The organism is Gimesia alba (assembly GCF_007744675.1).
In the GTDB taxonomy this organism is placed as follows: Bacteria; Planctomycetota; Planctomycetia; order Planctomycetales; family Planctomycetaceae; genus Gimesia; species Gimesia alba.
In genome coordinates, this window is sequence record NZ_CP036269.1 from 5,336,912 (window position 1) to 5,361,371 (window position 24,460).

Sequence of the window (24,460 nt, forward strand, 5' to 3'; positions counted from 1 at the left end):
CTGTTGTTCCCATCCTGAGAAAGAGACACAACCGATGCAGCCGCGTTCTACCTTCATCACGGTCACCGACTACGCATTTTTTCCCGGCACACTAGCCACCGTGAACAGTGTTTTACACTATCACCCCGATACCACCATCCATGTGGTGATCAATGAGAAAAACCCGCTCACCGCACCACAAATCGAATGCCTGCAAGCGGACGAACATGTGAAGCTGATCAGCTCGCGCGCGCTGGAAAAAAAATCCCGCTTTATCAATGCCTGGGAACTGAAAGCCTACGCCTGTGAAGACCTCTGTGAAGGATATGACGTCGTCATCGGCATCGATTCAGACTGTCTGTTGTGCAGCAATGTTGATGATGTAATCGAACGCTGTCAGCAAACGGGCGGTTTTCTGGGAGGCGCCGACGGCAACGGTGCTGATTATGGTCTGCCCTATCAGGTCTATGGAATCAAAGCCCCGGTGCACAACCCCAAGTACATGAGCACCTCTCTGTTTTTCTGTGCGGTCACAGAGCAGAATCGACAGATTCTAAAAAAATGGAGCGAGTGCTGTAACGCCGCTGAGTTCAATAGCCAGGGGCCGTGCCCCGGGCACGGTGATCAGGGAGTCTTGAATGCAATCCTGTTTGCCGCCGGGCGAACTGATGAAATCAAACTGCTGCCGAATCATCTCTGGAGTCAACACTGGGCTTACTGGAACTCCATCATCAACTTCCGGAACGGTCAGTTTATCAACTGCTCATTGAATAATGCGCCGCAACGCGCGTTTCATTGTGGAGGCGCAGAAAAATACTGGTCACAGGGCCATCGCGACAAGATTCTCAAGGAACATGCTTTACAGACCTATCCTTACATCTGGTTTCTGACGATGTTCTGGTTTGGAAAATGCAGCCAATGGAAAACCGATCCCTGTCAATATCTGCCGGACGCGAGCCAGCATTTAGTACAAGATTTAATTGACTTCCTGCCACAAATCATTCAGGTCTATCCGGAAGCACGCAGACTCTGGGACGAGTTAGACGAGCCGGTCCTGGATCGAATTGTGAGCGGCGTGCATCGCATGCTGAGCCTGCAGGGAGGCAGTATGTCGGAATTGATTGAACTGGTGAAGTCCAATCCCGAGATCAAACGTTATGTCGAAGTCGGCAGTTATGAGGGAGGCTCGATTATGACACTCGGAGTCCGCTTTGCTCATCGCGATATGGATTTTTATTCCGTCGAATCGTTTATGGGTAACATGAATGGAACCATGGATGGCCACTCTCTTCCCTCCCGGACACGTTATCTGGAAACGTTATCCCGTTTTCCTTCCACGCGTGTCAAACTGATTCCCGGCGATTCGCGTTATGCAGTGAATCTGTTCGATCATGCCAGTCTGGACTTTGTTTTTATCGATGCCTGCCACGACTCTGCTGCGGTTTTATGTGATATCGGAGTCTGGCAGCAAAAAGTCAAGCCGGGTGGAATTATCGCCGGTGATGATTATGGATGGGATTCCGTAAAAGCAGCCGTGCATGAAAAACTGGGGGAAGTACAAAGCACTCCCACAGGACACATCTGGTGGACCAGGGTCGCTTAAATCGGCTTCGAGGAACTGTTCCTTTCACATTGAGTATTTCACCAGGCAGGAAGACATGGACGTTTTATCAAACCGCAATATTACCCACTGGTCAGTGGGCATTACGACCGCACCGAGAACTGAGCCAACGCTGAATCAAACGATCGACAGTCTCAGAAAAGCGGGGTGGGATCAACTGCAAATCTATGCAGAACCGGGGGTTGAGATCCCCGCTGATTCTCAGAATCTATTGATCGTTCCGCGCACGGAGCGGCTCGGTGCGTTTCCGAACTGGTATCTTGCGCTCACGGAAATGCTGCTGCGAGATCCCAAAGCAGAAGCATATTTGCTCTGCCAGGACGATGTTCTGATTGCGGAAAACACGCGTGCGTATCTGGAACGCCGCTTATGGCCGGCAGCAGAAATTGGTGTCGTTTCAATTTATTGCCCCAGTCATTACCAGCAAAACTCAACACCAGATTTTATTCGCGAAGATCGCGGCTGGAGAAGCTGGGGCGCGTTAGCTTATATCTTTTCCAATCCATCCGCGCGTTTACTGCTCAGTGATGTCACTGTCTTGAATCATCGTGGGTTCGGCCCTGCAGAGGGTTTGAAGCAGATTGATGCCGTCGTGGGACTCTGGTGCGAACGGCAGCAACTTCCTTATTTCGTCCATTCCCCCAGTCTGGTGCAACACATCGGTGAAACGTCAACCATTTACCCCACTGCTTCCGTAGCGGGACATCGCAAAGCAAATCATTTTTTGGAACACATTCAATGAACTAAAGATACACCATCAATTCTAAAGGTAAGCGTTTGACATGGAACATCAGAATTCCGATCAGGAAGACGAAGAGTTTCTCCTGGAACATTATGAATCTGAAACCTATCGGGGGCGGCTGGAGAAACCAACTGTCAGTCACCAGATATTAAATCGCACTTGTGGAGACAGCGTGACACTGGACCTGCTTCTGGAAAGCAATCGAGTCATTCAGGCAAAGTTTGAAGCCGAGGGTTGTGTGATCTGCCAGGCCGCCGCTTCGATTTTATGTGAAACCATCGAGGGCATGGAGCTTTCTGAACTGAATTCTTTGGATGCACCTCAGATGCTTAAATCCATGCGAATCATATTGTCTCCGCGGAGAATGCGGTGTGGGCTGCTGGCCTGGGAAACACTGCAACAAATGAAAACCAAGTTTGAGTCATCAGTGAAAAGGAAATAAACATCAATGAAAGCAGTATGTCTCACTATCGAGATTCGATTTCCGGAAGTCTCGCATCCGGAGAAAAGTAAGAAGCCACAAGATCACGCTTCAACGTCTGATCTGACCGGTTCGATTAGACAAGTTCTCAACGAGGTCTCTTGTATCACAGATACACATGAGGCGCGAACGGCAGTTTACGAACATGGTTCCGATCAACTTCTCTCGAAATTGCGCGAATTAATTTCTCAAGATCGACTTCAAGAGAACCAATACCAACTTCAATTAAAACTGAATGGACAGCATTTGATTCGGTATGAGTATCTAGTCGAATTGCTGGAACAAACCGGCTGTCAGCTTGATATTTATCTGCAAAATGACCTGCCCGATTTTCAACGCAAGTACAATCAGGCAAAAAAACTGATCGAACGCTGGAAAAGAAGTTACGATCTGAAGGCATCAGTTCAAACACACGCCCATTTACCAAACAGGCATTGTATTGAAAATCGACTCTTTATCAAACTGTCTTCCAAACAAAATGAAATTGCAGACGACTTGCAGACAGCCGAGACGCTTCGCTTTCAGTTTCAAAACGGAACGCTGCTGAAAGCAGATCAAACTCTGTCTTTCCAGCCAGTCAAAAGGGACCTCAACCGAGATCAAGGTCCTTCCACTGAATACGATATCGATGTCTTCGTCCCCTACTTTCGGAATCTGCATCTGGTACCACAAACCATCGATTCGATCCTCTGGCAACATAAAGTCAGACCGTTTATTCACCTGGTCAATGACTGTTCGCGCGAAGATGACACAGCATTGAAACAGAGGTATGGCCATCTGACAAACATCAAATGGTATAAAACAAAACAGAACAGTGGTCCCTATGCGATTGCCAACAATCTGTTTTATCACATGCAGACAGACCTGATCGGGATTGCCGATTCAGATGACATTCTTGAACCGACTCACTTCATGACGGCATTGCATGACTTGAAAGAAAATAACGCTGATGTCTGGGGCAGTTCCATGCGTCAGTTTTTGAACCCGATGGAGAATCATAACCAGCGAAATCAAAACATCATCAATCGGATTCCCGTCGTCGATTCCGGTGCCAGACCCGATTGCATTCCCTACCCGCGCCTGATCAATGGAACTATGGTCATCAAACGAAGTACGTTTCAGAGCTTTAATGGGTTTGACGGTCGTATGTTCTGCGGCGCAGATACCGAGTTTTCACAGCGTCTGCAGTTCCCCAGTGATATCAATGCGAAAATTCATGTTTCAACCGACATCACTGCATTCCGCCGGGTCTGCAGTAACAGTTTGTCAAACAGCGATACGCGCTTCGGTTTAAAATCTCCGGAACGAGACGCGGTGACGAAAGAGAGTTTAAGAAGATACGCGTTCTGGAAATCGCAAGACAAAATCGACCCGACAGAATATGGCACGCTGGACGTACAACCCGATGTCTTTGAGCCGGATTATTCGATCATTTTCAGACGATCCAGTCCCGTTTATATTTGCATGGCCGCGATTCCACGCAGGATTTATGCATTAGAAAAGACCATCGAATCCTTAATTGATCAGGCTGATTACCTGAAAATTTACCTGAATCAATTCCAGCATGTGCCAGATTTCTTAAAGCACGACAAAATCGAATTAATTTTTGGCGATAACAGTCGGAAAGGCTCAACCAAATTTTTCTGGGCCGACAAAGTCCAGGGATATATTTTGACCGTCGATGACGACTTAATTTATCCCTCAGATTATGTCGAAGTTATGTGCTCGGCCATCGATAAGCATAAATGTCTGGTTGGTGCGCATGGCAACATCCTCAAACCAGGCAAGATCGATCGATACTACAAAGACCGAACCGTTCTGGATGCACGCAAAGAGGTGAAAGAAGATACCTTCGTGGACATTCTGGGAACCGGCACGATTGGTTTCCATACGGACGATATCAAAATGTCGATGGCGGATATGGACCTGCCGGACATGGAAGACATCGCCATCTTCAAACTGTCTTATAACCATTCTTATACCAAAGTTGTGGTAGCACACCCGGAAGGCTGGTTTCAATCATCAACTCACCAGAATGACCTCGGACTTTATGGGGACGCTGTCCTCGATGATTCCCTGGAGACAGAAGTAATCAATGCACACAAAAACCATCGATAAAAGGCTGTGGGATCGCTCTGAGAAATGCGGGAATGTGACCTGTTCTGGTGAAACCATCATTGCCAGACCGCATCCGAACGGAAGATCCGAAGTCAAAATCAAACAGAACACCGCGTCTGGGATACGACGTTATCAATATTCATTCAGGCTCAATGGAAGTTTTTCGGAAAAAGCAACCATCGTTCTTCAGTTTCATGATTGGTGGACGATTCCTGACAACATCAATGTTGGGACTAAATCTTTTCTGTATCTGGCATCGCCTCCACCTTTGGCGTTTTCAGTGCGGAAAAACCATCTGGTGCTGTCTCACAATGAGTTACTCAGCACACCGTTACTGGACATGGAACATGAATGGCTGGTTGTTGAGAAAAACAAGTTCACGCACTACGAACTCTTTCCTGTCAGCCTAAATGAATGGATCGACCTCGAAATCTCAATCAAATGGTCGCTCCATCGAGATGGATTTGTGGAATGTAATGGCAGAAAGATAAGCAATCTGAAAACGATGTTTAATTCGAATCCCTGCCATCTTCAATTTGGACTTTACCTGGACACCAGGTTTGAAAGCAACGAAATACGGGAGATTGTGTTATGATTACTTGTCCTAATTTAGAAATTCATGCCAGCTATGCCTGCAACCTGACATGCAAAAGTTGTTCACATTTCAGTGACCAGAGAGTCGGTAAAAATATCTCTCTGGAAGAGATCAAAGACCAGATGATGCAATGGAGCGGCCGAATCAAACCAAAAGTGTTTTCGATTCTGGGTGGGGAACCTGCTTTGAACAAACAGCTGCCTCAAATTGTAAGAGAATGCCGGAAACAATGGCCCTTCTCGAAACTACGGCTTGTGTCCAATGGATTTTTCCTGAAGAATCATCCGGACCTCCCCCGCGTTCTTGAACAAACCGGTTGTGAACTCGACATCTCGGTTCATCATGATGGACCAGAATATACTGAGAAATTGATTCCCGTGAGAAAACTCACTGAGTCCTGGCAAAGCAAACATCAATTCAAGTTGACCTATCGCCCCTCGGCGGCAAAATGGAGGACGACTTTCGAAGGCTTTGGTGCTGAGATGGTGCCATGGAATGATGGTGATTCCGCGGCCAGTTATAAAATCTGTGTGGCCAAACATTGCCCTCAGATCTTTGAAAGCAAATTATACAAGTGCCCGCAACTTGCCTACCTGAATTTAATGGACCGTAAATACAATCTGCCTGCCATCTGGGATCAATATCTGGCCTACCGACCATTACATCCTGAATGCTCCGATGAAGAACTGGAACAATTTTTCAATACCAAAGTCGAAGCAGCCTGTTCAATGTGCCCTGCTTTTCACCGTTACTTTGAAATCCCCTCGCCGCTCCCGCAACCCAAAGCTGTTGCCTCATAAAAAATGGGCCACTTCATCCCCCCCAAAAAAAATAAGGCCCACAGCCCCTTGTCACCAAGGTGCTGTGGGCCTTTGTTTTAATCGTTCAGCAGGCCGCAACCTTACTGACTACATATTGATTTCGTATCCCTTACGATTTTCTCTTGAGAGGAACGAGTTCGCCTGGGCGTCGCCGATTACTTCTCGCTTCACGGGATCCCACTTGAGTCCGCGATCCAGTCGCATGGCGATATTGGAAAGGTGACAGATCTCAAGCATCCTGTTATGCGACCAGACGTCCGAAATGGGTTGCTTGCGGGCATTCATACCTTCAATAAAGTTGGCAGTATGATTTGCGCTCACCTTGCCGCCATAAACGGCTTCAATGGCGCCATCCGGCAGAGGATTGTCTTTGAGAGCTTCCACAGGCGCTCCGACGATCTTGCCGCGGTTAACAAAGAACCGGCCTTTGGTTCCTTCAAAGAGAATGCCGTTATCCCCTTCGCTGGTGATAATCATTTCCACGTCATCAGGCATATCGACCTGGATTTTAAATTTCGTCGCGGCGTTGTACTGATCCTGGACTACCGGGTGCCCATCTTTGTACTCCACCGGCAACGAAAATTCGAGTGGCGTCACTTTGCTCGGCCCCGTATCGCTGGCCCCCAGAGCCCAGCAGGCGATATCAACGTGATGCGCACCCCAGTCAGTCAGTTTTCCGCCTGAATATTCATGCCAGTTGCGGAAGGAATAGTGACAGTTGCTATAGAGCGGCACGCCGCCGCCATATCCCTTGCGCATTTCGGGAAGTGCCCGATAATCCACTTTCGGTGCCGGTCCCAGCCAGAATTCGTAGTCCAGCCCTTCAGGAACAGGTGCCTTCGTAATGACCGGTGAAGCCGACATTCCATTGATGCCGCACGTCACTTTTTTAACCTTACCAATCCGGCCATCATTCACCAGAGCGACAGCCTGCAGGAACCGCTGTCCCGATTCCGATCGCTGCATCGTACCAACCTGGAAGACGCGGCCTGTTTGCTTGACGACCTTTTCAATCAACTTGCCTTCATCAATCGTCAGCGTTAATGGTTTTTCACAGTAGACATCTTTGCCGGCGAGCATCGCTTCAACCGCGATCTTGGTATGCCAATGATCGGGCGTGGCGATCATGACGGCGTCAACATCTTTTCGGTCAAGGACTTTCCGATAGTCTTTGTAAGCGTCTGGCTTCTTGCCCTGTTTCTTTTCTGTTTTTGCCACGTTGTCTGCGAGGACATTCGCATCCACGTCGGCGAGTGCCGCGAAATCAGCAAATTTGAATGACTTGGAAGTAATCGCCCAACCCTGGTTCCGCAGACCAATGGTCGCAAAAACCGGACGATCGTTCGGCGATTTATATCCGAATGCTCGCTCAGCAGAAGGGCAGAAAATACTGGCAGCCCCTGCGAAGGCGGCTCCCTGAAGAAAATTGCGGCGCGTAATTTGTCGAGATGTTGGCATCAAGCGAAATCCTCTTAGAGAAATAATTCTGAAGTCTTAAAGTCAAAAGCAGGTGAGCATCGCTCTGGGCATGCAATCAGCCTCTAAAACAGTGCTCATTGGGACCATAAATTCTACACGAAACCGACCATTGAGTACACCATAATCGGGTCCTTTGGGGAAGATGGGGCCAATTCGCAATCTGTCGCCGGAATCGACTTGACAGAATACGAACGGGGACGAAATGCGGGTGATTCAACTCAAATTGACACGCGTGAAGATTTTGACAAGCCAGGCGGATCACAGTTGCTGGATTGTCGACTTGCACCGTTGGAAACAATGAACGCCGTCGATTTTACAATCATCGAAAGCCCTGATCAAAAATCAGACGTCGAGAGCAACTGCCGGGCCGAACAGAATTGGTCATGCCACCTGATTCTGTTGGTAGAAAGATAAGAGTCAAGTTACATATTGTAAATCTAATTTTGCTTAGTATCATACTCAAGATGCTGGCATTATTTCCAGCATCGATGTGTGATATGAATCCGCTGCGGCAGCATATCAAAACCAAAATCGATTATTTTGTGCGTATTTGTTCTATATCAGCGTCATATCAGAACAAGTCCGTGCAGGTGAATAATAAATTAGATGCCTTGAGATAAATGACTCTCCACTACCAGGTGCTTGGAAACCCAGGCCGCGATAATGCACTTTTCGTTCGCGTCGAGTCGGGACAATCGATCGCGCGATTGCTTTTCGACTGTGGCGATGGTTGCTTATCGAGCCTGCCATTTTCCGAGATCCAGGCGATTGATCATCTATTCTTCTCGCACCTGCACATGGACCACATTGGCGGTTTTGATTCGTTTTTCCGTTGCACTTTCAATCGCGATGTCAAGCCGAACGTGATTTGGGGCCCTGCCGGTACGTCTGCCATTCTGCACCATCGCTTTCAAGGGTTCTGGTGGAATCTTCACGCGGATCAATCTGGAACGTGGTCTGTAAACGACGTACACCCGACCCACATTGAACGATTCCGATACGAGATTTCCGAGGCGTTTTCTGAACGCCACAACGAGAATAAGACCGAACAATGCAGTCCGATACTGGATACAAGCGACTATTCGGTCTCTGCGATCCACCTGAAGCATAACGGCCCCTGCCTGGGATATGTGGTTCGAGAAAAACCAAAGTGGAACGTCCAGACCGACCGTGTTGCTGAAATGGGCCTGCGGCCCGGCCCATGGATGAAAGAACTCAAAAGTGACACTGCGACACCTGTGATTGACATCGATGGCCGGACATTTGATCTCGCGGCACTACGAAACGATTTGTTAATTGAATCGCCTGGGGAATCGATCGCATACCTGACTGATTTCCTGCTCGACGATACAACGAGCGAACAACTGCAGGAAGTCTTAGGCGATTGCACCACGGTTGTCTGCGAAGCGCAGTACCGGGATCAAGACATCGATCTCGCACAACGCAACTTTCACACAACGACAACAAAGGTCTCCCACCTTGCCGCCCGCTCCGGTTTCGGCAAACTCGTCTTATTCCATCTATCCGACCGGTATACGACAGAGGAATGGGCTGAGATGCTGGCCGAATGCCGAAAGATATTTCCCAACACAGTTTTCCCCAAAGACTGGAACATCGAACCGCAAAACAACGGTATCTAACAAGGCGTTGCACCGAAGCCACGCTCGTCTTTCACGGGTCATCAAGCCCCCTTTTACTCATCTTCCATGAGGAAATTGATGATCCTAAGGAGATCTTTATTATGACTCTATTTCAGAAAAGTAAAATCTTTAAGATATTGGCGTTTCTGTTGCTGCCATTTTTTTGCCTGACGATCTTAGTTATTGGGAATACCATAAACCCGATGGCATTGGCTTTCCTGACTGATTTCAATGTAGAAAATAAGACGAACGAAATTCTATTTATTACTCCCATCGGTACAAAGAGCCCCAATGGGTCCTGGCATCAACTACCTTACTCATTTTCATCTTCATTTTACTTCATAATACCTTCTAAAATTGATTATCCTATTGAACCCGGTGGTCTAAAAAATTTCATTTACGATTACGATGATATTCAATTTTCAGAAATACTTATTAGACGAACAGGTGAAAAAAGTAGAATATTCAGTATACAAGCACCACTTCAACTCGATGGTTATTATCCCCCTGAGAGAAAACAATTCGAAATTAAAGATGTCAATACTCTACCTTTTGCAAAAAAAGAACATTTATTGGCATTGAAACCTACTCGGATGAATTCATGGGCAATCGAGATCTTAGCTTTGATTGGCTTGTTATCGCCAGTTTTTTTTGTATTAGGATCAAGGTGTAAACAACGGTCAGAAGGTTATAAAGGGGTCAGGTAATCAAAGAGTCCTGACCCCTTTTATCTCCAAAAGATATTTCCCAACAGAGTTTTCCCCAAAAACTGGAACATCGAACCGCAAAGCAACGATGCGTAAAGGGGCCAGCGACTCTTTAATAGAGTTAAGAGTCCTGGTCCTTTTTGATTTGTTAAAGAAGTTCAAGGCCATTTGAAAGTTGTTCGCACACTTGTTGTTTTCTTAGCCAGGTGGAGAGTTAAATCAATGTCAATAGGATTTGAAACATATATCGCTTTTGACGACAACACACCTGAAGATCTTCCTGTTTTTTCACACAGCCCCTCTATATGGGCTTTTTCAGATGATTACTCCTTAGTCAACTGTGGTGAAAGACGACTGTATGCTGCACTTGGTTTTGACCCTGACAATAGTTTTCCAGCTCCACTTTTTCAGCTTCGTGGAGTTTCTGATTTTATCGACTCTTTATGCTATGCTAGCCAACATATTGAAGATCAAGAAAATGTTGGGTGGTTAGATGCAAACGAATTTGAATGTTCCCTTCAACACGCTTCCATCGATAAATGTCAGTTACAAAAACCGGTACAACGTTTGATCCATATCATAGATTACTTATCTAATATTTTTGGTAAAGAGCGGGTAAGAATTGTATTCGTCTTTATTCCTTAGACAGTAAACGGGGTCAGGACTTTATATTCAAAGAGTCCTAGTATCTCTGGTACGAGCACTGTTTAACCAGGCTTACAGAGTTGATGTGGCTGGTTATATTGACAAGAGCTCATCCCTGATGGCCATCAGGGATGAGCTGCGACTTTGTAGATCGTCGAGGTAATCAAAGAGACCTGACCCCTTTTATCTCCCCTCCCAAAAGGCTACCTTGCAGATATAATCGTCATCGATCGCAACTTCTTAACCTATTCTGAAAAAGAAATCCAAAAGATCAAGATTCTCACTACCATGCTTGATGGTAAAATTGTTTATTGACGTAAGTAGTTTTCTAGGCTGATTAAAGTATGAAACACAGCATTGGATTGACATTGATTTGAGTGGTATTTATCGGTATACACCGAAGCTGAGTTTCGTAAAGATTTATGCCTCAGCCGATGGTCAATTAATTCTCCAACAGAGAGATATTTGATGAAATTTACAACGTTTCCGTTTTTAATTTCATTCTTACTTTGCCTGGAATCATGCTTACTCCCGATCATGGCATTTGAGAATACGGACAACCCCAGAAAAATAGAACTCAGCCGAGGTGAGATAGGTCGCCCGAGTGAAATTCCTACCTTCGAATTGAAACATATCCCACTCATCGAAGAAGGTTCAAAGCATACACTGCATACTCTTAACGGCGAGCCCGTTTTACTTTCTGAGACATGGAAGGACAAACCGGTATTATTGGTCATGTCTTCTCTCACCTGCCCGGTCTCTCGTGATAATTGCCCTGCAGTCGATCGTATTCAAAAAAAATATGGGGATAAAATCAATGTTGTGATTATTTATACTACAGAAGCGCACCCTCTGGGATCGCCTTCGCCCTACAGCGACCGCGAATGGCTAACTCGCCGGAATGTGCATGATGAGATACTCGTAAATGAACCAACAACACTGAAAGCTCGGATTGTCAGAGCAAAAACATATCAAGAAAAGATGGGTATCCAGTCAACAATTCTAGTTGATAACATGCAGAATTCCACTTGGAAGTTATTCGGTGGCGGACCGAACACTGCTCTATTTGTATCGAACGACAGACTATTGATAAAATCCAAGGATGAATCCAAAAAACGTCCTGAGTTGTTAGAACGACATGGCTGGCTCTCTCCACACGGAATGGAAATCGCAATTCACAACCACTTTAATAAAATCCGCAACGCCAAACTTAGGAACTCCATCAAAAAAGATGGCTACTCAGATTGGGATTTTGATAAATTCTTATTGAGTGATAATTTTGATGCAATTGAAGCAAAACTTGATAAGCATCCTGACTTGGTGCAGTATTCTGTCAGCCACGATCGTGGTGGTTACCAGCAAAAAACCTTTTTGCATTTGGCAGTGGAGAAAAAATCAACCCAACACATAGAACTCTTCATTAAACGAGGCCTTGATATTGATGCGATCAACTATCGCGGACAAACAGCATTACATGTCGCTGCAACCAGCGATTTGAAGATAGTCGAGTTGTTATTAAAACGGGGAGCGAACGTAAATGCTTACCAACAAAATGGTTTTACTCCATTACATGAAGCACTGTTGGAAGGCAAACTGAAAATTGCAAATATATTGATCGCACATGGCTCAAGAGTTGATTTGAAAGCAGCAGCAGCTTTAGGCGATGAAAGGACTGTTGCTCGGTTCTTGAATCTTTACGAGATCGATACATTCAAACTGAAAAACAGGGGAGGGACTGCCCTTGCATTTGCTGCAAGTAACGGACAAACCACAATTGTGAAACAACTTCTTGATGCAGGTGCACTTGTCAATTCAAAAACAGATGATATGCGCCCATTGTATTATGCGGTAAAGATTGATCACCCAAAAATAATCGAGTTACTTTTAGAATCAAAAGCCAACACGACTGACCCGATTGGTTCATCATATAATGGTTTAACCTTAATGCATTATGCCACTTTACACAACAAAAAGAATGCTCTTGAACTTCTGTTGAAGCATGGTATTAGTCCTGAAGTTCTGAATTACGATGAAGAGACTCCCTTGCATCTTGCTGCACAGTATAACCATCTCGAAGCGATGAAAATTCTTTTGAAGTATGGTGCATCAATCGACGCACTTTCAGGATCACCAAGGTTTCCGCCTTGTGGTCCACCTGACTTTGATGAAAGTCCCGTTCTAGAAACCGCTATGCACTTAGCGGTAAAGCATGGACATACAACGATGCTTCAATTCCTCCTCAAACAAGGTGCAAAAGCCAACCTGAAAAATCGCGATGGGGCAACGCCGCTCGATCTTGCTCGTAAATACAAAAAAACAGACATGGTGAAAATTCTTCTGGCAGTAAATGCAGAACCAGGAAAGCCAGTCAAATCGAAAATTAAGAAATTTTCTCAATGAGCATGGCACTTTACCTTCAGGATGATTGTAAAGGGGTCAGGACTCTATAATCAAAGAGTCCTGACCCCTTTTCTGTCCCCCCTGGAATTTTATCCAACGAGCAACAGGTATTGGAAGTTCATCTAAGCTGGTCTGGTGATATCTGCCCCCTTTATTCTCCTCGGAAGGTGCGAAACCAAAATGAACGTTACCACTTCTTCCACTCGCCAGTGTACCGAATAGTCTCATCCCGGACTCTGAATATCGGGACTTTTTGGGCTATATCGACATCACCCTTGATCCAGATGCCAGACAGTTTTTGTTGACGCCACGCCTCCGCGTGCTGGACCTGAATCGAGAATAGGTGTCGCGTTGCTTTGATGGTTTGTCGGAATCGAATCCTAACGTCAGTGTTCTCTTCAACATCATAGTGGCCACGATCCGTTGGGGACAGGGAGAATTTTGGGATCTCTGTGTCACGCACCCAAACAGCGACCCGAGCGACGAATGGTTTCCCGATTTGATTGCTAGTGCGCGCAAGCGCCGGTGTCAGTATCTCCTCGACGATCGCTTCGAGCAGCGACCAGTGTGGATCGAATTCATCTTCAGGTGTCGCCATCAAATAACAACATAACTTGAATTAGACTGAATTGTTTCGGTATCACCCATTAAACGGAAAGGTTTGTGAAATTCTGTTTAAACAGGGATGAATAGTCAAGCGGAAATTGAGGAAGTTAAATCAACAAGGAATTTATGTTGAATGACTCGCTTTGGTGAACCGACCAAAAATGTTTCCGAATAATAGTTCGATTAATGCGACTCCAAAAGTCGAACTGAAGCTGTCAGCATACTACCTGTCCGAGTTGCTTTAGAACACTGTTTCTCGGGACATTCAGAGCCGTACCGGAAAACGTTAAATGAGTGAAATTAAGGTATAAACCGGAATACGTATGAGTTGATAGGATTACGAATGTGATCGAGGTGGGAGAACCAGTAGTGGTTCAAGTGCTGGTAAGTTCTAAAAATACGGGCAGGTTGAGCGTCTTGTTATCTGGCATTTTTGCGATCATTGAAACAGAGCATCATCTTCCGGGAACTCGCAATCGACACGAAATCCAGACTGGTATTTGTCCCACCAACGGCAACGCCAAGGGCCGATGGGCACAGGTAGGGCGATCTGATGTGCATTCAAGTCTTGTGCAAACTTGATCGCATGACAGACATACAATGAGTAAATCGTGCAACGGTTGTCATCATACACGGGGGCTGCCAAGACGCCAGAGAAAGTGTATTTGAGAACAGAAAAAAGGGGTCAGGACTATATAATCAAAGAGTCCTGACCCCTTTTAATCGCCCTTTTAATTCGTTCACTGAAAACGACCTGCTCCCGGGCAATAATAAAGAATTCAGTCCTGCTTCTGTTTACTCATTTCGATGAGTTTCATCAGAGCCTCAGCGGTTTCTGCACTTTTCTTCGGGTCGGACCGGGGCGGTTTAAATTGATCATCAAGTGCCCGGCAGAGTTTGTTGACGATTTGCTGTTCAATGATAATCGACAGCATGCCAAAGTCGTCCCATCCAGACTCCATCGAGTCGAATCGCCACACTCCATCAACCTTCTTCCATTTGACGAGCGCAAAGTTGGTCGAGACATCTGACGCACTTCTGTCATCACAGGCAATCAGTATTTCTTCTTTATCGGGATAACCGCCAATAACCTCGAGCGTATAGGTGTGCCCTTCGGAAGAATGGGTATCTGAAATCGTGTCAGCGACCTGGCGGGCAGCCTCAACCAGCGATTCAAAATCGCCGGTCTGATGAGTCATTTTGTCAACAGAAGCCTGCTGGCCCGAGCAACCGCTGATGCTCAGACAGACAACCACAACGAGCGCTATTCCCACCTGCATGTTATTCCAGCCTATTGAAACCGTATACCAGATTGCTATTTCCGAAATGAATCTTTCATCATACACCATGCTAGATCTCACAAACAACCATAATTCCGCGTTACCACAAAGCCGTCAGGGACAGTAAAAGGGGTCAGGTCTCTTTATTTTAATCAATCGTTAATGGGCGTCTGTTTTGCTTTGTCCTGCAAGGCCCAGGCGGTTTAGCATGGGGCCGATGGTCAGGCCGCCGACGAGGATTGAGAAGGCAACGACGACGTAGGTCATGGTCAGGATGAGTTCGCCGACGTTGTTGTACTTCGATTGCTGTGCGTGGATCTCTTCCTTGAGCGAGAGGGCGAGGGCCACACTGATTCCGCCGCGGAGGCCGCCCCAGGTCATGACCTTGATCGCGTGGGGCGTGAATTTTCGGCCGGCCGACTTCTTCAGGGCGGTTATCACCGTGCCCACGGAGAGGAACCGCGCCAGCAGCACCGCGGGGATGGCCAGAGCCCCGGCCAGCAGATATTTCTCCTGGAACGACAGCACCAGCACCTCCAGACCGATCAGCACAAACAGTACCGCGTTGAGAAGTTCGTCGACCAGCTCCCAGAACGTGTCCAGGTGATCGCGGGTTTTGTCGGACATCGCCAGCGTGCGGCCGTGGTTCCCCAGGATCAGCCCCACGACTACCATCGCCAGCGGCCCGGAGAGGTGCAGCTTCATCGCCAGCGCGTATCCGCATGTCACTACCGCCAGCGAAATCAAAATCTCCGTCGCGTAGTGATCAATGGATCGCAACAGCAAGAACGCAAGCAGCCCCAGCACAAAGCCCAGCGCAATTCCGCCGCCGGCTTCGAGGGCGAAGAGTTTCGCGACGTCGCTGGCGTTCGTCTCTGCGACCTCTGTGCCTGCTTGAGCCTCGTGCGGATGTTCCTGTTCGCTCTGCTGAACGACCTGACTAGACTTCTCCTGCTGATTTTCGTCTGTGTGTGACTCGCCATGCCCGCCCAACCCCGCGATGCCCAGGAGTGCGATAAAGACCACCACGCCGACGCCGTCGTTAAACAGTGACTCGCCTGCGATTTTGGTCTCCAGCGACTTGGGGGCGCCGAGGCTCTTGAAGATTCCCAAAACTGCGATCGGGTCGGTGGGGGCGACGATGGAGCCGAAGATCAGGCAGTAGATGAAGCGGACCTCGATACCGAGCCAGCCGGTGATCACGAAGGTAAGCCCGCCGACGATGAATGTCGTGGCGAGGACGCCGATGGTCGCGAGCAGGGCGATGGCCGCGGTTTGTTCCTTGAGGTCGTTGAGGTTGACATGCAACGCCCCGGCAAAGAGCAGGTAGCCGAGCATACCCTGCATCAGCGTCTGGTCAAAGTCAATCGAGCCGATGAGCGTTTCGGCCACGGTGAGCACAGTCGCCCCGGGCACGATCTGATCGATCAGCAGCAGGGCGATTGCGTGCAGCATCGCCAACAGCATCAGGCCGACCGTTGTCGGCAGCTTGAGCAGTTTGTGGTTAATGAATGCGAAGGCCGCTGCGAGGGCCACGAGGATGCCGGCGATATCGAAGAAGTTCATGGCCGCTATTATAGGGGCCTGTGCCCGGAAGAAAAGGAGTCTGGTGGTTTTGCGGCACAGAAAAATCAACGAGCTTCGTTTGCCCACACTGACCTGTTACGGACTCAGAAAAGCCGTTCTGGTTCTAGTTAACGATGTTCATCTCAGGGGCTGCGTTGCTCTCTAGTAAAATGCGTGCCTGATTTCCCAATTGTGACGCCGATTCCGAATCAGAGTCTGTCCTTCACTTATTTTTTGTTTATGCATCCATGAGGGACGCCAAGTCTGATCAGAAAAACTGATGAGCTAAAAGGGGTAGGTATTTTTTCCGACGAGCCGCAGGTGTTGAAAGTTCATCTAAGCTGGTCTGGTGATATCTGGTAGGGTTGGTTTGCCGTTGGTTTGATTTCGCACTCTGGTTGCAAACGGCGGTTGGTGCCGAGGTGCTCACTTTTTTTCAGGCCGCACTGGTTCCATTTACGCGGTGAGTTGAAATTGAATGTCGCCAGGCGGGCGGCCACATAGGGCCGCTCCCTACTTTTGGTGGATGAATTTATGTTCTGCTTTTGTAAGATCATCTGTTGGTTTGCTGCTCGCTGCGTGCGGCCCGGATTTGTCTTGGGATTTGTCTCCGGGCTTACTCGTGGTTGGAATGAAAATACAAAATCTGTGATGCAGATCATCTGCAGGGGCGTGAGGTGGTCAAGAGGAAAGGAGATTTTGATGTGGTACGAACGGGGGTTGGCAGTGTGTCTCAAGAAGCGGAGAGTGGACCGGACGGTGTCGGAAATGCGCCGATGTGTGTCGACCCGCATAACTTTTGAAGGATTCCAATTGAAAAATCGGTCTAAAACAAGCGGTTTTTTGCAGGTGCGGTTAAAACCGCTTTCACAGTTTCACCTGAACCAGCAGTGCTCACGCGCGCGACGCATAACAAGGGTTATCGCGGGTGGCGCGAGGGAGTCAAGTCGAAAATATCCAGCTGATCATCACAGATTTTTGTGCCAATTTATTTAGAATGAATATTCCTGAGTTGCACCAGATGCCTCTCACCGCTGATGCCCATTTTAATCTTGCCAATCGGAATGAGATTCGCATTGCTTGAATTAGAAGCATATCGTAGAGTTATAACGCTTTTTCCCGCGCAGGAACGCAATATTCTTGCGCATCCTGCTATTTTATCAGGCACGCTTGCCTCTGCCTGACTGTTAAAAGTTGAAACATTTATGCCAGAACCGGAATGGGAACGTCTTGTCTCAGAATCACGTCGTGAGTCGGGTGCGAACTGGAAACGCTGGGGGCCTTATCTGGCAGAGCGACAATGGGGTACTGTACGTGAGAGTACTGCCGACGGCGACCCCTGGCTGAATTTTACCCACGAAGAAGCCACGTGGCGGACTTATCGCTGGGGTGAAGATGGCCTGTTGGGAATTTGCGACCGTCAATGCCGACTCTGTTTTGGACTGGCACTCTGGAACGGAAAAGATCCGATTCTCAAAGAACGCCTGTTTGGTTTGACCGGGCCGGAAGGCAACCATGGCGAGGATGTCAAAGAGGCGTATTACTATCTCGATTCCACGCCGTCGCATTCTTATTTGAAGGCACTCTATAAATATCCCCAGGCCGAATTTCCGTATACACAGCTGCGCGAAGAAAACGCAAGGCGCTCGCGCGAAGAGCCCGAATTCGAATTGACCAACACCGGCATCTTTGATGAAGGGCGCTACTTTGACGTTCAGATTGAATATGCGAAGGCGGCTGACGAAGACATCTTAATCCGGGTTTCAATTTTTAATCGTGGTCCGGAAGACGCTCCGCTGCATTTCCTCCCTTCCTGGTGGTTTCGGAATACCTGGAGTTGGGGCTCGACGTTTGATCGACCGGATGAAAAGCCAAGCCTGTCTCAGGTGGCGGACAACCAGCTTGTTGCAAAACACGAAACACTGGGCGAGTTTCATCTTTACGCTGACGCCGGTCCGGACGGTGCGCTTCCCCAATGGCTGTTCACGGAAAACGAAACCAACACCTGGCGGTTTGATGATCCTGAGAGCAGGCGCCCTTCCTGCAAAGATGCCTTTCATCTGGCAGTCGTTGACGGCGTCGAAGGCGTGATCAATCCACGTCCGAAAGGAACCAAGACGGCGGCTCATTTTCAGTGCACGGTTCCCGCCGGTGATTCCGTACAATTTCGGTTACGCATGTCGGCTGTCGACGAACTTCCGGTCGAAGCGTTTGGAGCCAGCTTTGACGATGCCTTTGAGCAGCGGATTAAAGAAGCCGATCGCTATGCAGAATCGCTTGTTTCACCAGGGCTCTCTGTTGACGAACAACAAGTGATGCGACAGGCTGATGCCGGGCTCTTGTGGACGAAACAGTTTTATCACTATGTGATTCCTCGCTGGTTGCAAGCTTCCGGAAAAGGTGAAACGAAGCCGACCCCTGCTTCGCCTGGTGCGCCCAGTCCCCGAAATGCTGATTGGGGACACTTATATAATCGCAATATTATTTCGATGCCCGACAAGTGGGAATATCCCTGGTACGCGGCCTGGGATTCGGCTTTTCATTTGATCCCGTTTTCTAAAATCGATCCCTATTTCGCGAAAGAACAGGCAATTCTGTTTCTCCGCGAATGGTATATGCATCCCAACGGACAACTGCCGGCCTACGAGTGGAATTTCAGCGATGTGAATCCGCCGGTTCACGCCTGGGCCTGTTGGCGCGTTTATCAAATGACGGCATCCAACGGCGATCGGGATCGCAACTTTCTGGAACGAGTCTTTCAGAAGCTGCTGATCAACTTCACGTGGTGGGTGAATCGTAAAGATATTCGCGGCAAGCATGTCTTCAGTGGCGGTTTTCTGGGACTGGATAACATTGGGATTTTCGATCGCTCAAAGCCTTTGCCGACAGGGGGACACTTGGAGCAGGCAGACGGAACTGCCTGGATGGCGTTTTTCTGTTCGAGCATGTTGTCCATTGCCTTTGAACTGGCCGACGGCAACCCTGCCTACGAAGACATGGCCTCGAAATTCTTCGAGCATTATGTTTCGATCGCCGAAGCGATGAATTCGCTTGACGGCACCGGACTCTGGGATGAAGAAGACGGCTTCTACTACGATCATCTGCATCTGGATGGTCGCAGTATTCCATTGAAAATCCGCTCGATTGTCGGGTTGATTCCCTTATTCACCGTCGATGTTATTTTCGATAAAACGATCGACAAGCTGCCCGGTTTTCGGAAACGCATGGACTGGTTCCTCAAGAGCCGCCCTGACTTGGCCAAATTCATGACTTACATGGAACGTGATTCAGAAACCTCTGACGGCGGTCATCGTCTGCTGGCGATTCCTACGCGTGATCGATTGATGCGAATGCTGCGATATCTGTTAGACGAAGACGAATTTTTGTCGAACTACGGCATTCGTTCTCTTTCCAAGTATCATGAAGAACACCCGTTCGAATATGAACTGAATGGCGAGCTGTTAAGAGTGCAGTACCAGCCGGCCGAATCGGACAGCGGTCTGTTCGGTGGTAATTCCAACTGGCGCGGCCCGATCTGGTTTCCGCTCAACTACCTGTTGATTGAAGCGCTGGAACGGTATCACATGTTTTACGGGAAATCGCTGCGTGTTGAATGCCCCACGCGATCGGGTAACTACATGGACCTCCAGGAAGTGGCCGACGAAATTCGCAAGCGGCTCTCGAAACTGTTCCTGTCAAACGAAGAAGGGGATCGTCCCAGTTATGCACGGACCGATGTTTTACTCAACGATCCGCACTGGCGCGATCTGGTATTGTTTTACGAATACTTCGACGCAGAGACAGGCCGCGGTCTGGGGGCGAGCCACCAGACCGGTTGGACGGCTTTGATTTCACCGATTCTGGGCACACTGGCCAGTCGCTGTCAGTCCCAACAACAGAACGAAGCGACCGGCAGTGCAGTCAATCCGGAAGAAGTGAAACATCGATTTTCGTAACTTGATTCGATCAATCTTCCTGTAAGGCTGGTGTGAGTGGTTTGCCTTGGGCGGTGGGAAGTTTGACTCCCAGTAAACGGGCGATGGTCGGTGCCACGTCGAGACTTTGGATCTTGCCGAGCTTGGTGCCGGGCTTGATGCCGTGTCCGGAAATGACCAGAGAACCGAGCATGTCCGGCTGATCGGGAAGATAACCGTGTGTCCCGCCGGGAGTCTTGCGTGGCGTCACGACATCGTCGCCTGAATCGCTGTTTGTAAACGAGTAGCCGGATTTCGCTGCCAGCCAGAGATCGGGGGCATGAGAATCCTGCTCTGGAGTTGGCTGACCGAGTTTTGTGTATTCATCCGCATCGAGCACGGCCTGCACGCCTTCAACAGCCGCCATTTTTTTCTTCAAGTTTTTGATTGTTTCTGCGCGGTTTGCATCATCTAAAATGTAGACCATGCAGGCTCCGCCTTGCGACAGACAGTAGACCTGCTTTTTCTCCTTGGAGAGCAACCCTTCCTGTTTGAGCAGGACATTGGGACGGATATCTTTCGTGATCGGGAAGAAACCATGATCGCTGGCAATGACCAGTGTGGTCTTGTCGCGATGCGGAGAGAGTTTGACCGCTTCGACAATATCTCGCAGACGGTCATCGGCATAGCTGACCGACCAGTAGGCTTCCGGAGTTTTCGGGCCGTACTGGTGTTCCACATGGTCGACCTCGACAAGGTGAATTAATAATAAATTGGGGGGATGGTTCTGGAACAGATGCCGCGTCATGCGTGTATAAAGCCAGTCTCGTTTTACGCCGCCCCCTTTTTCTCCCGTCCAGGAACCGTGCAGATCAACGGGAAGTCCGGCTTTCCTCAGTTCATCCAGCCAGACCGGTGTGCCATACTTGGGCCAGGCTTCTTTGCCAAACATATCGGGGACCGTCCAGTCGAGCGTACGGGCATTCCGCGTTGCCGGCCAGACGATTCCTGCAGTGACCAGTCCGGCACGATGCGCGGCATCGTAAATCGTGGGCACTTTGACAATCTGATCTTTATCGAACAGTGGATCGGGAATGAATGCCACCGACGAAGCACTTTTGCGATCCAGATAATTGTTTCCGATCACACCATGTTTTGCGGGAGTTGTTCCTGTTACGAGAGTTGTATGGTTGGGCCAGGTAACAGTCGGAAACGAGCAAATCATGCCTCCGTCTGCACGGGCACCGTCTTTCGCAAGTTTTCGCAACGTCGGCATGTCAGCCAGCGGATCATCCAGGTAAAAGTTGGCCAGGCCATCTACGCTGACCAGAATCACACAACGGTCGTCATGAGGCTCGGCTGCTTGAGAAACCGTTCCCAGATGAAACAACACCATCAAGGCCAGAATGAAAGCCACAAATTTTTCGCGCATTAGAAGCAGTCTCCCAGGTTCTATAATCAGATCGTTTAAAGTCTTGTCCCATTTCAATGGACTGACTCCTTTCCATTGTGCTGCCCCTACGGGGGCAATGCAACCGAAGGATCGGTCTGTCGCCAGCAAATTATCTGGTTCCGATACAAGAATCCACTTCCCGGATTTATTCCCGTCTGTTTTCTGTTATGCTTAAAGAGAGCGGTTCTCCTGTTTAATTGAGTGGCGTAGGACCAGGAATACATCGTGGAAAGATTTTCTGAAAATGCGATTCGAGTCCTGGAAGCGCGGTATCTGCTGCGTGATTCAGAGGGGGCTCTTATCGAAACTCCCGAGGAAATGTTTCATCGAGTGGCGGATGCCGTGGCGCTCGCGGAACAGAGTTTTGCTGACGCCAAGACAGCAGAGCGATACGCAGAAGAATTCTTTGACCTGCTCTCAAAGCGGGAATTCCTGCCGAACTCACCAACGCTGATGAATGCGGGGACACCGCTGGGGCAGTTAAGTGCCTGCTTCGTGCTGCCGGTCGAAGACAGCATGCCAGAGATTTTTGAATCTCTGAAACTGATGGCATTGATTCAACAGGCTGGCGGGGGAACCGGATTTTCGTTTTCGCGTCTGCGCCCACGAGGTGATCTGGTAAAAAAGACCGGCGGCCAGGCCTCGGGACCGATCTCATTTATGCGAATTTTCGACTGTGCGACCGAAAACATCCGTCAGGGAGGAAAGCGTCGCGGTGCGAATATGGGGGTGCTACGAATTGATCATCCCGATGTCCGCGATTTCATTGGAGCCAAGCTCGATGGAGTCAGCTTTCAGAACTTTAATCTCTCGGTCGGCATCACGGATGCTTTCATGCAGGCCACACAAAAGAACGAGCCTTTCGCGTTCGTTCATCCGGGCAGCGGACAAGCGACGGAGACAATCCCGGCGGGGGAACTACTGCAGAGTATCGCCGAGGCTGCCTGGAAAACTGGTGATCCCGGCATGATTTTTATGGATGCCATCAACCGCGAAAATCCGACACCCCAACTCGGTGCGATCGAAGCCACTAACCCGTGTGGTGAAGTTCCCCTGCTCCCTTACGAAGCCTGCAACCTGGGCTCGATCAATGTCAGTCGCATGGTGCGGAAGGATGCGACGGGGTATTTCATCGACTGGAAAAAACTGTCAGATACGACGCGACTCTCATTACGGTTTCTGGATAATGTCATCGAAGTCTGCCGCTGGCCTGATTCCCGTATCGCTGAAATGGTTCGTGGAAACCGCAAAGTTGGCCTGGGTGTGATGGGATTTGCCGAACTGCTGATTCTCCTGGAAATCCCCTATGGTTCTGACCAGTCAGTGAGACTTGCTGAAGAATTAATGCAGTACATCGCGGCTGAAGCGCTGGCCGCTTCACAGCAACTGGCAGAAGAACGAGGGGTGTTTCCCAACTGGGAAAAAAGCATCTATGCTGCCAAAGGAATTCGACTAAGAAATGCAACGCGGACCTCGATTGCTCCCACGGGGACGATTGGAATTATCGCCGGCACGTCTGCGGGAATTGAACCGTTGTTTGCCCTGGCCTACCGCCGGGAGCATGTTCTAGGAGAGCAAACGCTGGTGGAAGTCAACCCGCTGTTTTTGCGCTACGCAGAACAATATGGCTTGCAGAGTCAGAAACTAAAAGATGATTTACAGTGTCTCGGTTCGCTGTCGAAATTGACGGGAGTGCCTGCAGAAGTTAAGGCATTATTCCGCACGGCTCTGGAAATTGCTCCCGAAGATCATTTGCGAATTCAGGCTGCGTTTCAGAAACATGTGGACAACGCGGTTTCGAAAACGGTTAACCTGCCGGAATCGGCAAGCGTTGAAACAATCGCTGAGATCTATCGGCGCGCATGGGAGATGGGCCTCAAAGGCGTGACAGTCTACCGCTATGGCAGCAAGGGGCAACAGGTACTCTACCTGGGAACAGGAGAGACGATCACACAGCACGAACACTTTGCCCGCTGTGATCCGCATGACTGTAAACTATAATGCCGCTCTTCTGCGCATTAAAAAACCGCTGTCGTTTCCGACACCGGCCACTCAGCTTCGTAAGCGTGTGAATCGCAATTCCCCGTTTGCAGGATGCCGCAGCCCAACGGCCTTGGCCCTCTTATCTCGAAGTTCACCTTCGATTACGAAGCTGCCTCCCAATACTGCTGATTACCCGTACCATCTATCCTCCTCTCTTCGACACTCATACCGCGAGCCGGATGGCGGGTCCGAATCTCGCGCCCCTTTTTCTCATCCCTGATTTCCTTCCCTCTCATACTTATTACGAAATACAGGAGAAGGATGTTGGATTTTCGCCGTATTTTTAGGGTTTTTGTGTTTATCAATTTTCGCGAGAACAGGCCCTCACTGTCGATTATTTTTGATCTCTACTCTCTCCTTTACCGTTTTC

General features: G+C 48.8%; 18 protein-coding genes. 12 read left to right on the top strand and 6 right to left on the bottom strand.

The annotated features are described in order from the left end of the window. Positions 1–34 precede the first annotated feature (34 nt). The 6 genes from Pan241w_RS19810 to Pan241w_RS19835 are packed head-to-tail and all read left to right on the top strand — an operon-like array spanning position 35 to position 6,336. Complete coding sequence (locus Pan241w_RS19810) at positions 35–1,582, top strand: class I SAM-dependent methyltransferase (RefSeq protein ID WP_145219175.1); 1,548 nt, start codon at positions 35–37, stop codon at positions 1,580–1,582. Between the two features lie 55 nt (positions 1,583–1,637). Then, positions 1,638–2,342: a hypothetical protein gene (locus tag Pan241w_RS19815; RefSeq protein ID WP_145219177.1), complete on the top strand. Its 705-nt coding sequence runs from the start codon at positions 1,638–1,640 to the stop codon at positions 2,340–2,342. A 40-nt stretch (positions 2,343–2,382) separates the two neighbouring features. Further along, the gene (locus tag Pan241w_RS19820) at positions 2,383–2,784 is read left to right on the top strand and encodes an iron-sulfur cluster assembly scaffold protein (RefSeq protein ID WP_145219179.1); all 402 of its coding nucleotides are present in this window, start codon (positions 2,383–2,385) and stop codon (positions 2,782–2,784) included. A 6-nt stretch (positions 2,785–2,790) separates the two neighbouring features. Next, on the top strand, positions 2,791–4,941 hold the full coding sequence (locus Pan241w_RS19825; protein ID WP_145219181.1) for a glycosyltransferase family 2 protein: 2,151 nt from the start codon (positions 2,791–2,793) through the stop codon (positions 4,939–4,941). Further along, positions 4,919–5,536: a heparin lyase I family protein gene (locus Pan241w_RS19830; RefSeq protein WP_145219183.1), complete on the top strand. Its 618-nt coding sequence runs from the start codon at positions 4,919–4,921 to the stop codon at positions 5,534–5,536. The genes Pan241w_RS19825 and Pan241w_RS19830 overlap by 23 nt, the downstream gene beginning before the upstream one ends. Beyond that, a complete protein-coding gene (locus tag Pan241w_RS19835; RefSeq protein ID WP_145219184.1) occupies positions 5,533–6,336 on the top strand; it encodes a radical SAM protein in 804 nt (267 codons plus the stop codon). The genes Pan241w_RS19830 and Pan241w_RS19835 overlap by 4 nt, the downstream gene beginning before the upstream one ends. 108 nt (positions 6,337–6,444) lie before the next feature. On the opposite strand, the gene Pan241w_RS19840 is transcribed toward Pan241w_RS19835, so the two are convergent. Continuing rightward, positions 6,445–7,815, bottom strand: a complete 1,371-nt coding sequence (locus Pan241w_RS19840; protein WP_145219186.1) for a Gfo/Idh/MocA family protein — start codon at positions 7,813–7,815, stop codon at positions 6,445–6,447. Between the two features lie 641 nt (positions 7,816–8,456). Between Pan241w_RS19840 and Pan241w_RS19845 the strand changes: the two genes are divergently transcribed. The 4 genes from Pan241w_RS19845 to Pan241w_RS19860 all read left to right on the top strand — a co-directional run bounded on the left by Pan241w_RS19845 (position 8,457) and on the right by Pan241w_RS19860 (position 13,228). Further along, a complete protein-coding gene (locus Pan241w_RS19845; protein ID WP_145219188.1) occupies positions 8,457–9,476 on the top strand; it encodes an MBL fold metallo-hydrolase in 1,020 nt (339 codons plus the stop codon). A 101-nt stretch (positions 9,477–9,577) separates the two neighbouring features. Next, positions 9,578–10,183 (top strand): hypothetical protein, encoded by a 606-nt coding sequence (locus tag Pan241w_RS19850; RefSeq protein ID WP_145219190.1) that lies wholly within the window; start codon positions 9,578–9,580, stop codon positions 10,181–10,183. A 222-nt stretch (positions 10,184–10,405) separates the two neighbouring features. Continuing rightward, positions 10,406–10,828 (top strand): hypothetical protein, encoded by a 423-nt coding sequence (locus Pan241w_RS19855; RefSeq protein WP_145219192.1) that lies wholly within the window; start codon positions 10,406–10,408, stop codon positions 10,826–10,828. Positions 10,829–11,296: 468 nt separating this feature from the next. Further along, positions 11,297–13,228, top strand: a complete 1,932-nt coding sequence (locus Pan241w_RS19860) for an ankyrin repeat domain-containing protein (RefSeq protein ID WP_145219194.1) — start codon at positions 11,297–11,299, stop codon at positions 13,226–13,228. Between the two features lie 187 nt (positions 13,229–13,415). On the opposite strand, the gene Pan241w_RS19865 is transcribed toward Pan241w_RS19860, so the two are convergent. From Pan241w_RS19865 to Pan241w_RS19880, 4 genes are all read right to left on the bottom strand, one after another. Then, on the bottom strand, positions 13,416–13,826 hold the full coding sequence (locus Pan241w_RS19865) for a hypothetical protein (protein ID WP_145219196.1): 411 nt from the start codon (positions 13,824–13,826) through the stop codon (positions 13,416–13,418). Positions 13,827–14,273: 447 nt separating this feature from the next. Further along, positions 14,274–14,468 carry a hypothetical protein gene (locus tag Pan241w_RS19870; RefSeq protein WP_145219211.1) on the bottom strand — a complete coding sequence of 65 codons (195 nt, stop codon included), beginning with the start codon at positions 14,466–14,468 and terminating at the stop codon, positions 14,274–14,276. Between the two features lie 145 nt (positions 14,469–14,613). Beyond that, a complete protein-coding gene (locus tag Pan241w_RS19875) occupies positions 14,614–15,114 on the bottom strand; it encodes a hypothetical protein (RefSeq protein WP_198000039.1) in 501 nt (166 codons plus the stop codon). 159 nt (positions 15,115–15,273) lie between these two features. After that, on the bottom strand, positions 15,274–16,680 hold the full coding sequence (locus Pan241w_RS19880) for a cation:proton antiporter (RefSeq protein ID WP_145219215.1): 1,407 nt from the start codon (positions 16,678–16,680) through the stop codon (positions 15,274–15,276). 1,205 nt (positions 16,681–17,885) lie between these two features. Between Pan241w_RS19880 and Pan241w_RS19885 the strand changes: the two genes are divergently transcribed. Then, complete coding sequence (locus tag Pan241w_RS19885; RefSeq protein ID WP_145219216.1) at positions 17,886–20,636, top strand: MGH1-like glycoside hydrolase domain-containing protein; 2,751 nt, start codon at positions 17,886–17,888, stop codon at positions 20,634–20,636. 10 nt (positions 20,637–20,646) lie between these two features. On the opposite strand, the gene Pan241w_RS19890 is transcribed toward Pan241w_RS19885, so the two are convergent. Then, a complete protein-coding gene (locus Pan241w_RS19890) occupies positions 20,647–22,026 on the bottom strand; it encodes an alkaline phosphatase family protein (protein WP_145219219.1) in 1,380 nt (459 codons plus the stop codon). Positions 22,027–22,272: 246 nt separating this feature from the next. On the opposite strand from Pan241w_RS19890, the gene Pan241w_RS19895 reads away from it, so the two are divergent. After that, positions 22,273–24,048, top strand: a complete 1,776-nt coding sequence (locus tag Pan241w_RS19895) for an adenosylcobalamin-dependent ribonucleoside-diphosphate reductase (protein WP_198000040.1) — start codon at positions 22,273–22,275, stop codon at positions 24,046–24,048. The last annotated feature ends 412 nt before the right edge of the window (positions 24,049–24,460 follow it).

Coding starts and splice junctions, on each gene's coding strand:
- Pan241w_RS19855 (WP_145219192.1), top strand. CDS start 10,406: ATGTCAATAGGATTTGAAACATATATCGCTTTTGACGACAACACACCT.
- Pan241w_RS19890 (WP_145219219.1), bottom strand. CDS start 22,026: ATGCGCGAAAAATTTGTGGCTTTCATTCTGGCCTTGATGGTGTTGTTT.
- Pan241w_RS19880 (WP_145219215.1), bottom strand. CDS start 16,680: ATGAACTTCTTCGATATCGCCGGCATCCTCGTGGCCCTCGCAGCGGCC.
- Pan241w_RS19875 (WP_198000039.1), bottom strand. CDS start 15,114: ATGCAGGTGGGAATAGCGCTCGTTGTGGTTGTCTGTCTGAGCATCAGC.
- Pan241w_RS19810 (WP_145219175.1), top strand. CDS start 35: ATGCAGCCGCGTTCTACCTTCATCACGGTCACCGACTACGCATTTTTT.
- Pan241w_RS19865 (WP_145219196.1), bottom strand. CDS start 13,826: ATGGCGACACCTGAAGATGAATTCGATCCACACTGGTCGCTGCTCGAA.
- Pan241w_RS19860 (WP_145219194.1), top strand. CDS start 11,297: ATGAAATTTACAACGTTTCCGTTTTTAATTTCATTCTTACTTTGCCTG.
- Pan241w_RS19845 (WP_145219188.1), top strand. CDS start 8,457: ATGACTCTCCACTACCAGGTGCTTGGAAACCCAGGCCGCGATAATGCA.
- Pan241w_RS19815 (WP_145219177.1), top strand. CDS start 1,638: ATGGACGTTTTATCAAACCGCAATATTACCCACTGGTCAGTGGGCATT.
- Pan241w_RS19835 (WP_145219184.1), top strand. CDS start 5,533: ATGATTACTTGTCCTAATTTAGAAATTCATGCCAGCTATGCCTGCAAC.
- Pan241w_RS19825 (WP_145219181.1), top strand. CDS start 2,791: ATGAAAGCAGTATGTCTCACTATCGAGATTCGATTTCCGGAAGTCTCG.
- Pan241w_RS19840 (WP_145219186.1), bottom strand. CDS start 7,815: ATGCCAACATCTCGACAAATTACGCGCCGCAATTTTCTTCAGGGAGCC.
- Pan241w_RS19850 (WP_145219190.1), top strand. CDS start 9,578: ATGACTCTATTTCAGAAAAGTAAAATCTTTAAGATATTGGCGTTTCTG.
- Pan241w_RS19885 (WP_145219216.1), top strand. CDS start 17,886: ATGCCAGAACCGGAATGGGAACGTCTTGTCTCAGAATCACGTCGTGAG.
- Pan241w_RS19820 (WP_145219179.1), top strand. CDS start 2,383: ATGGAACATCAGAATTCCGATCAGGAAGACGAAGAGTTTCTCCTGGAA.
- Pan241w_RS19830 (WP_145219183.1), top strand. CDS start 4,919: ATGCACACAAAAACCATCGATAAAAGGCTGTGGGATCGCTCTGAGAAA.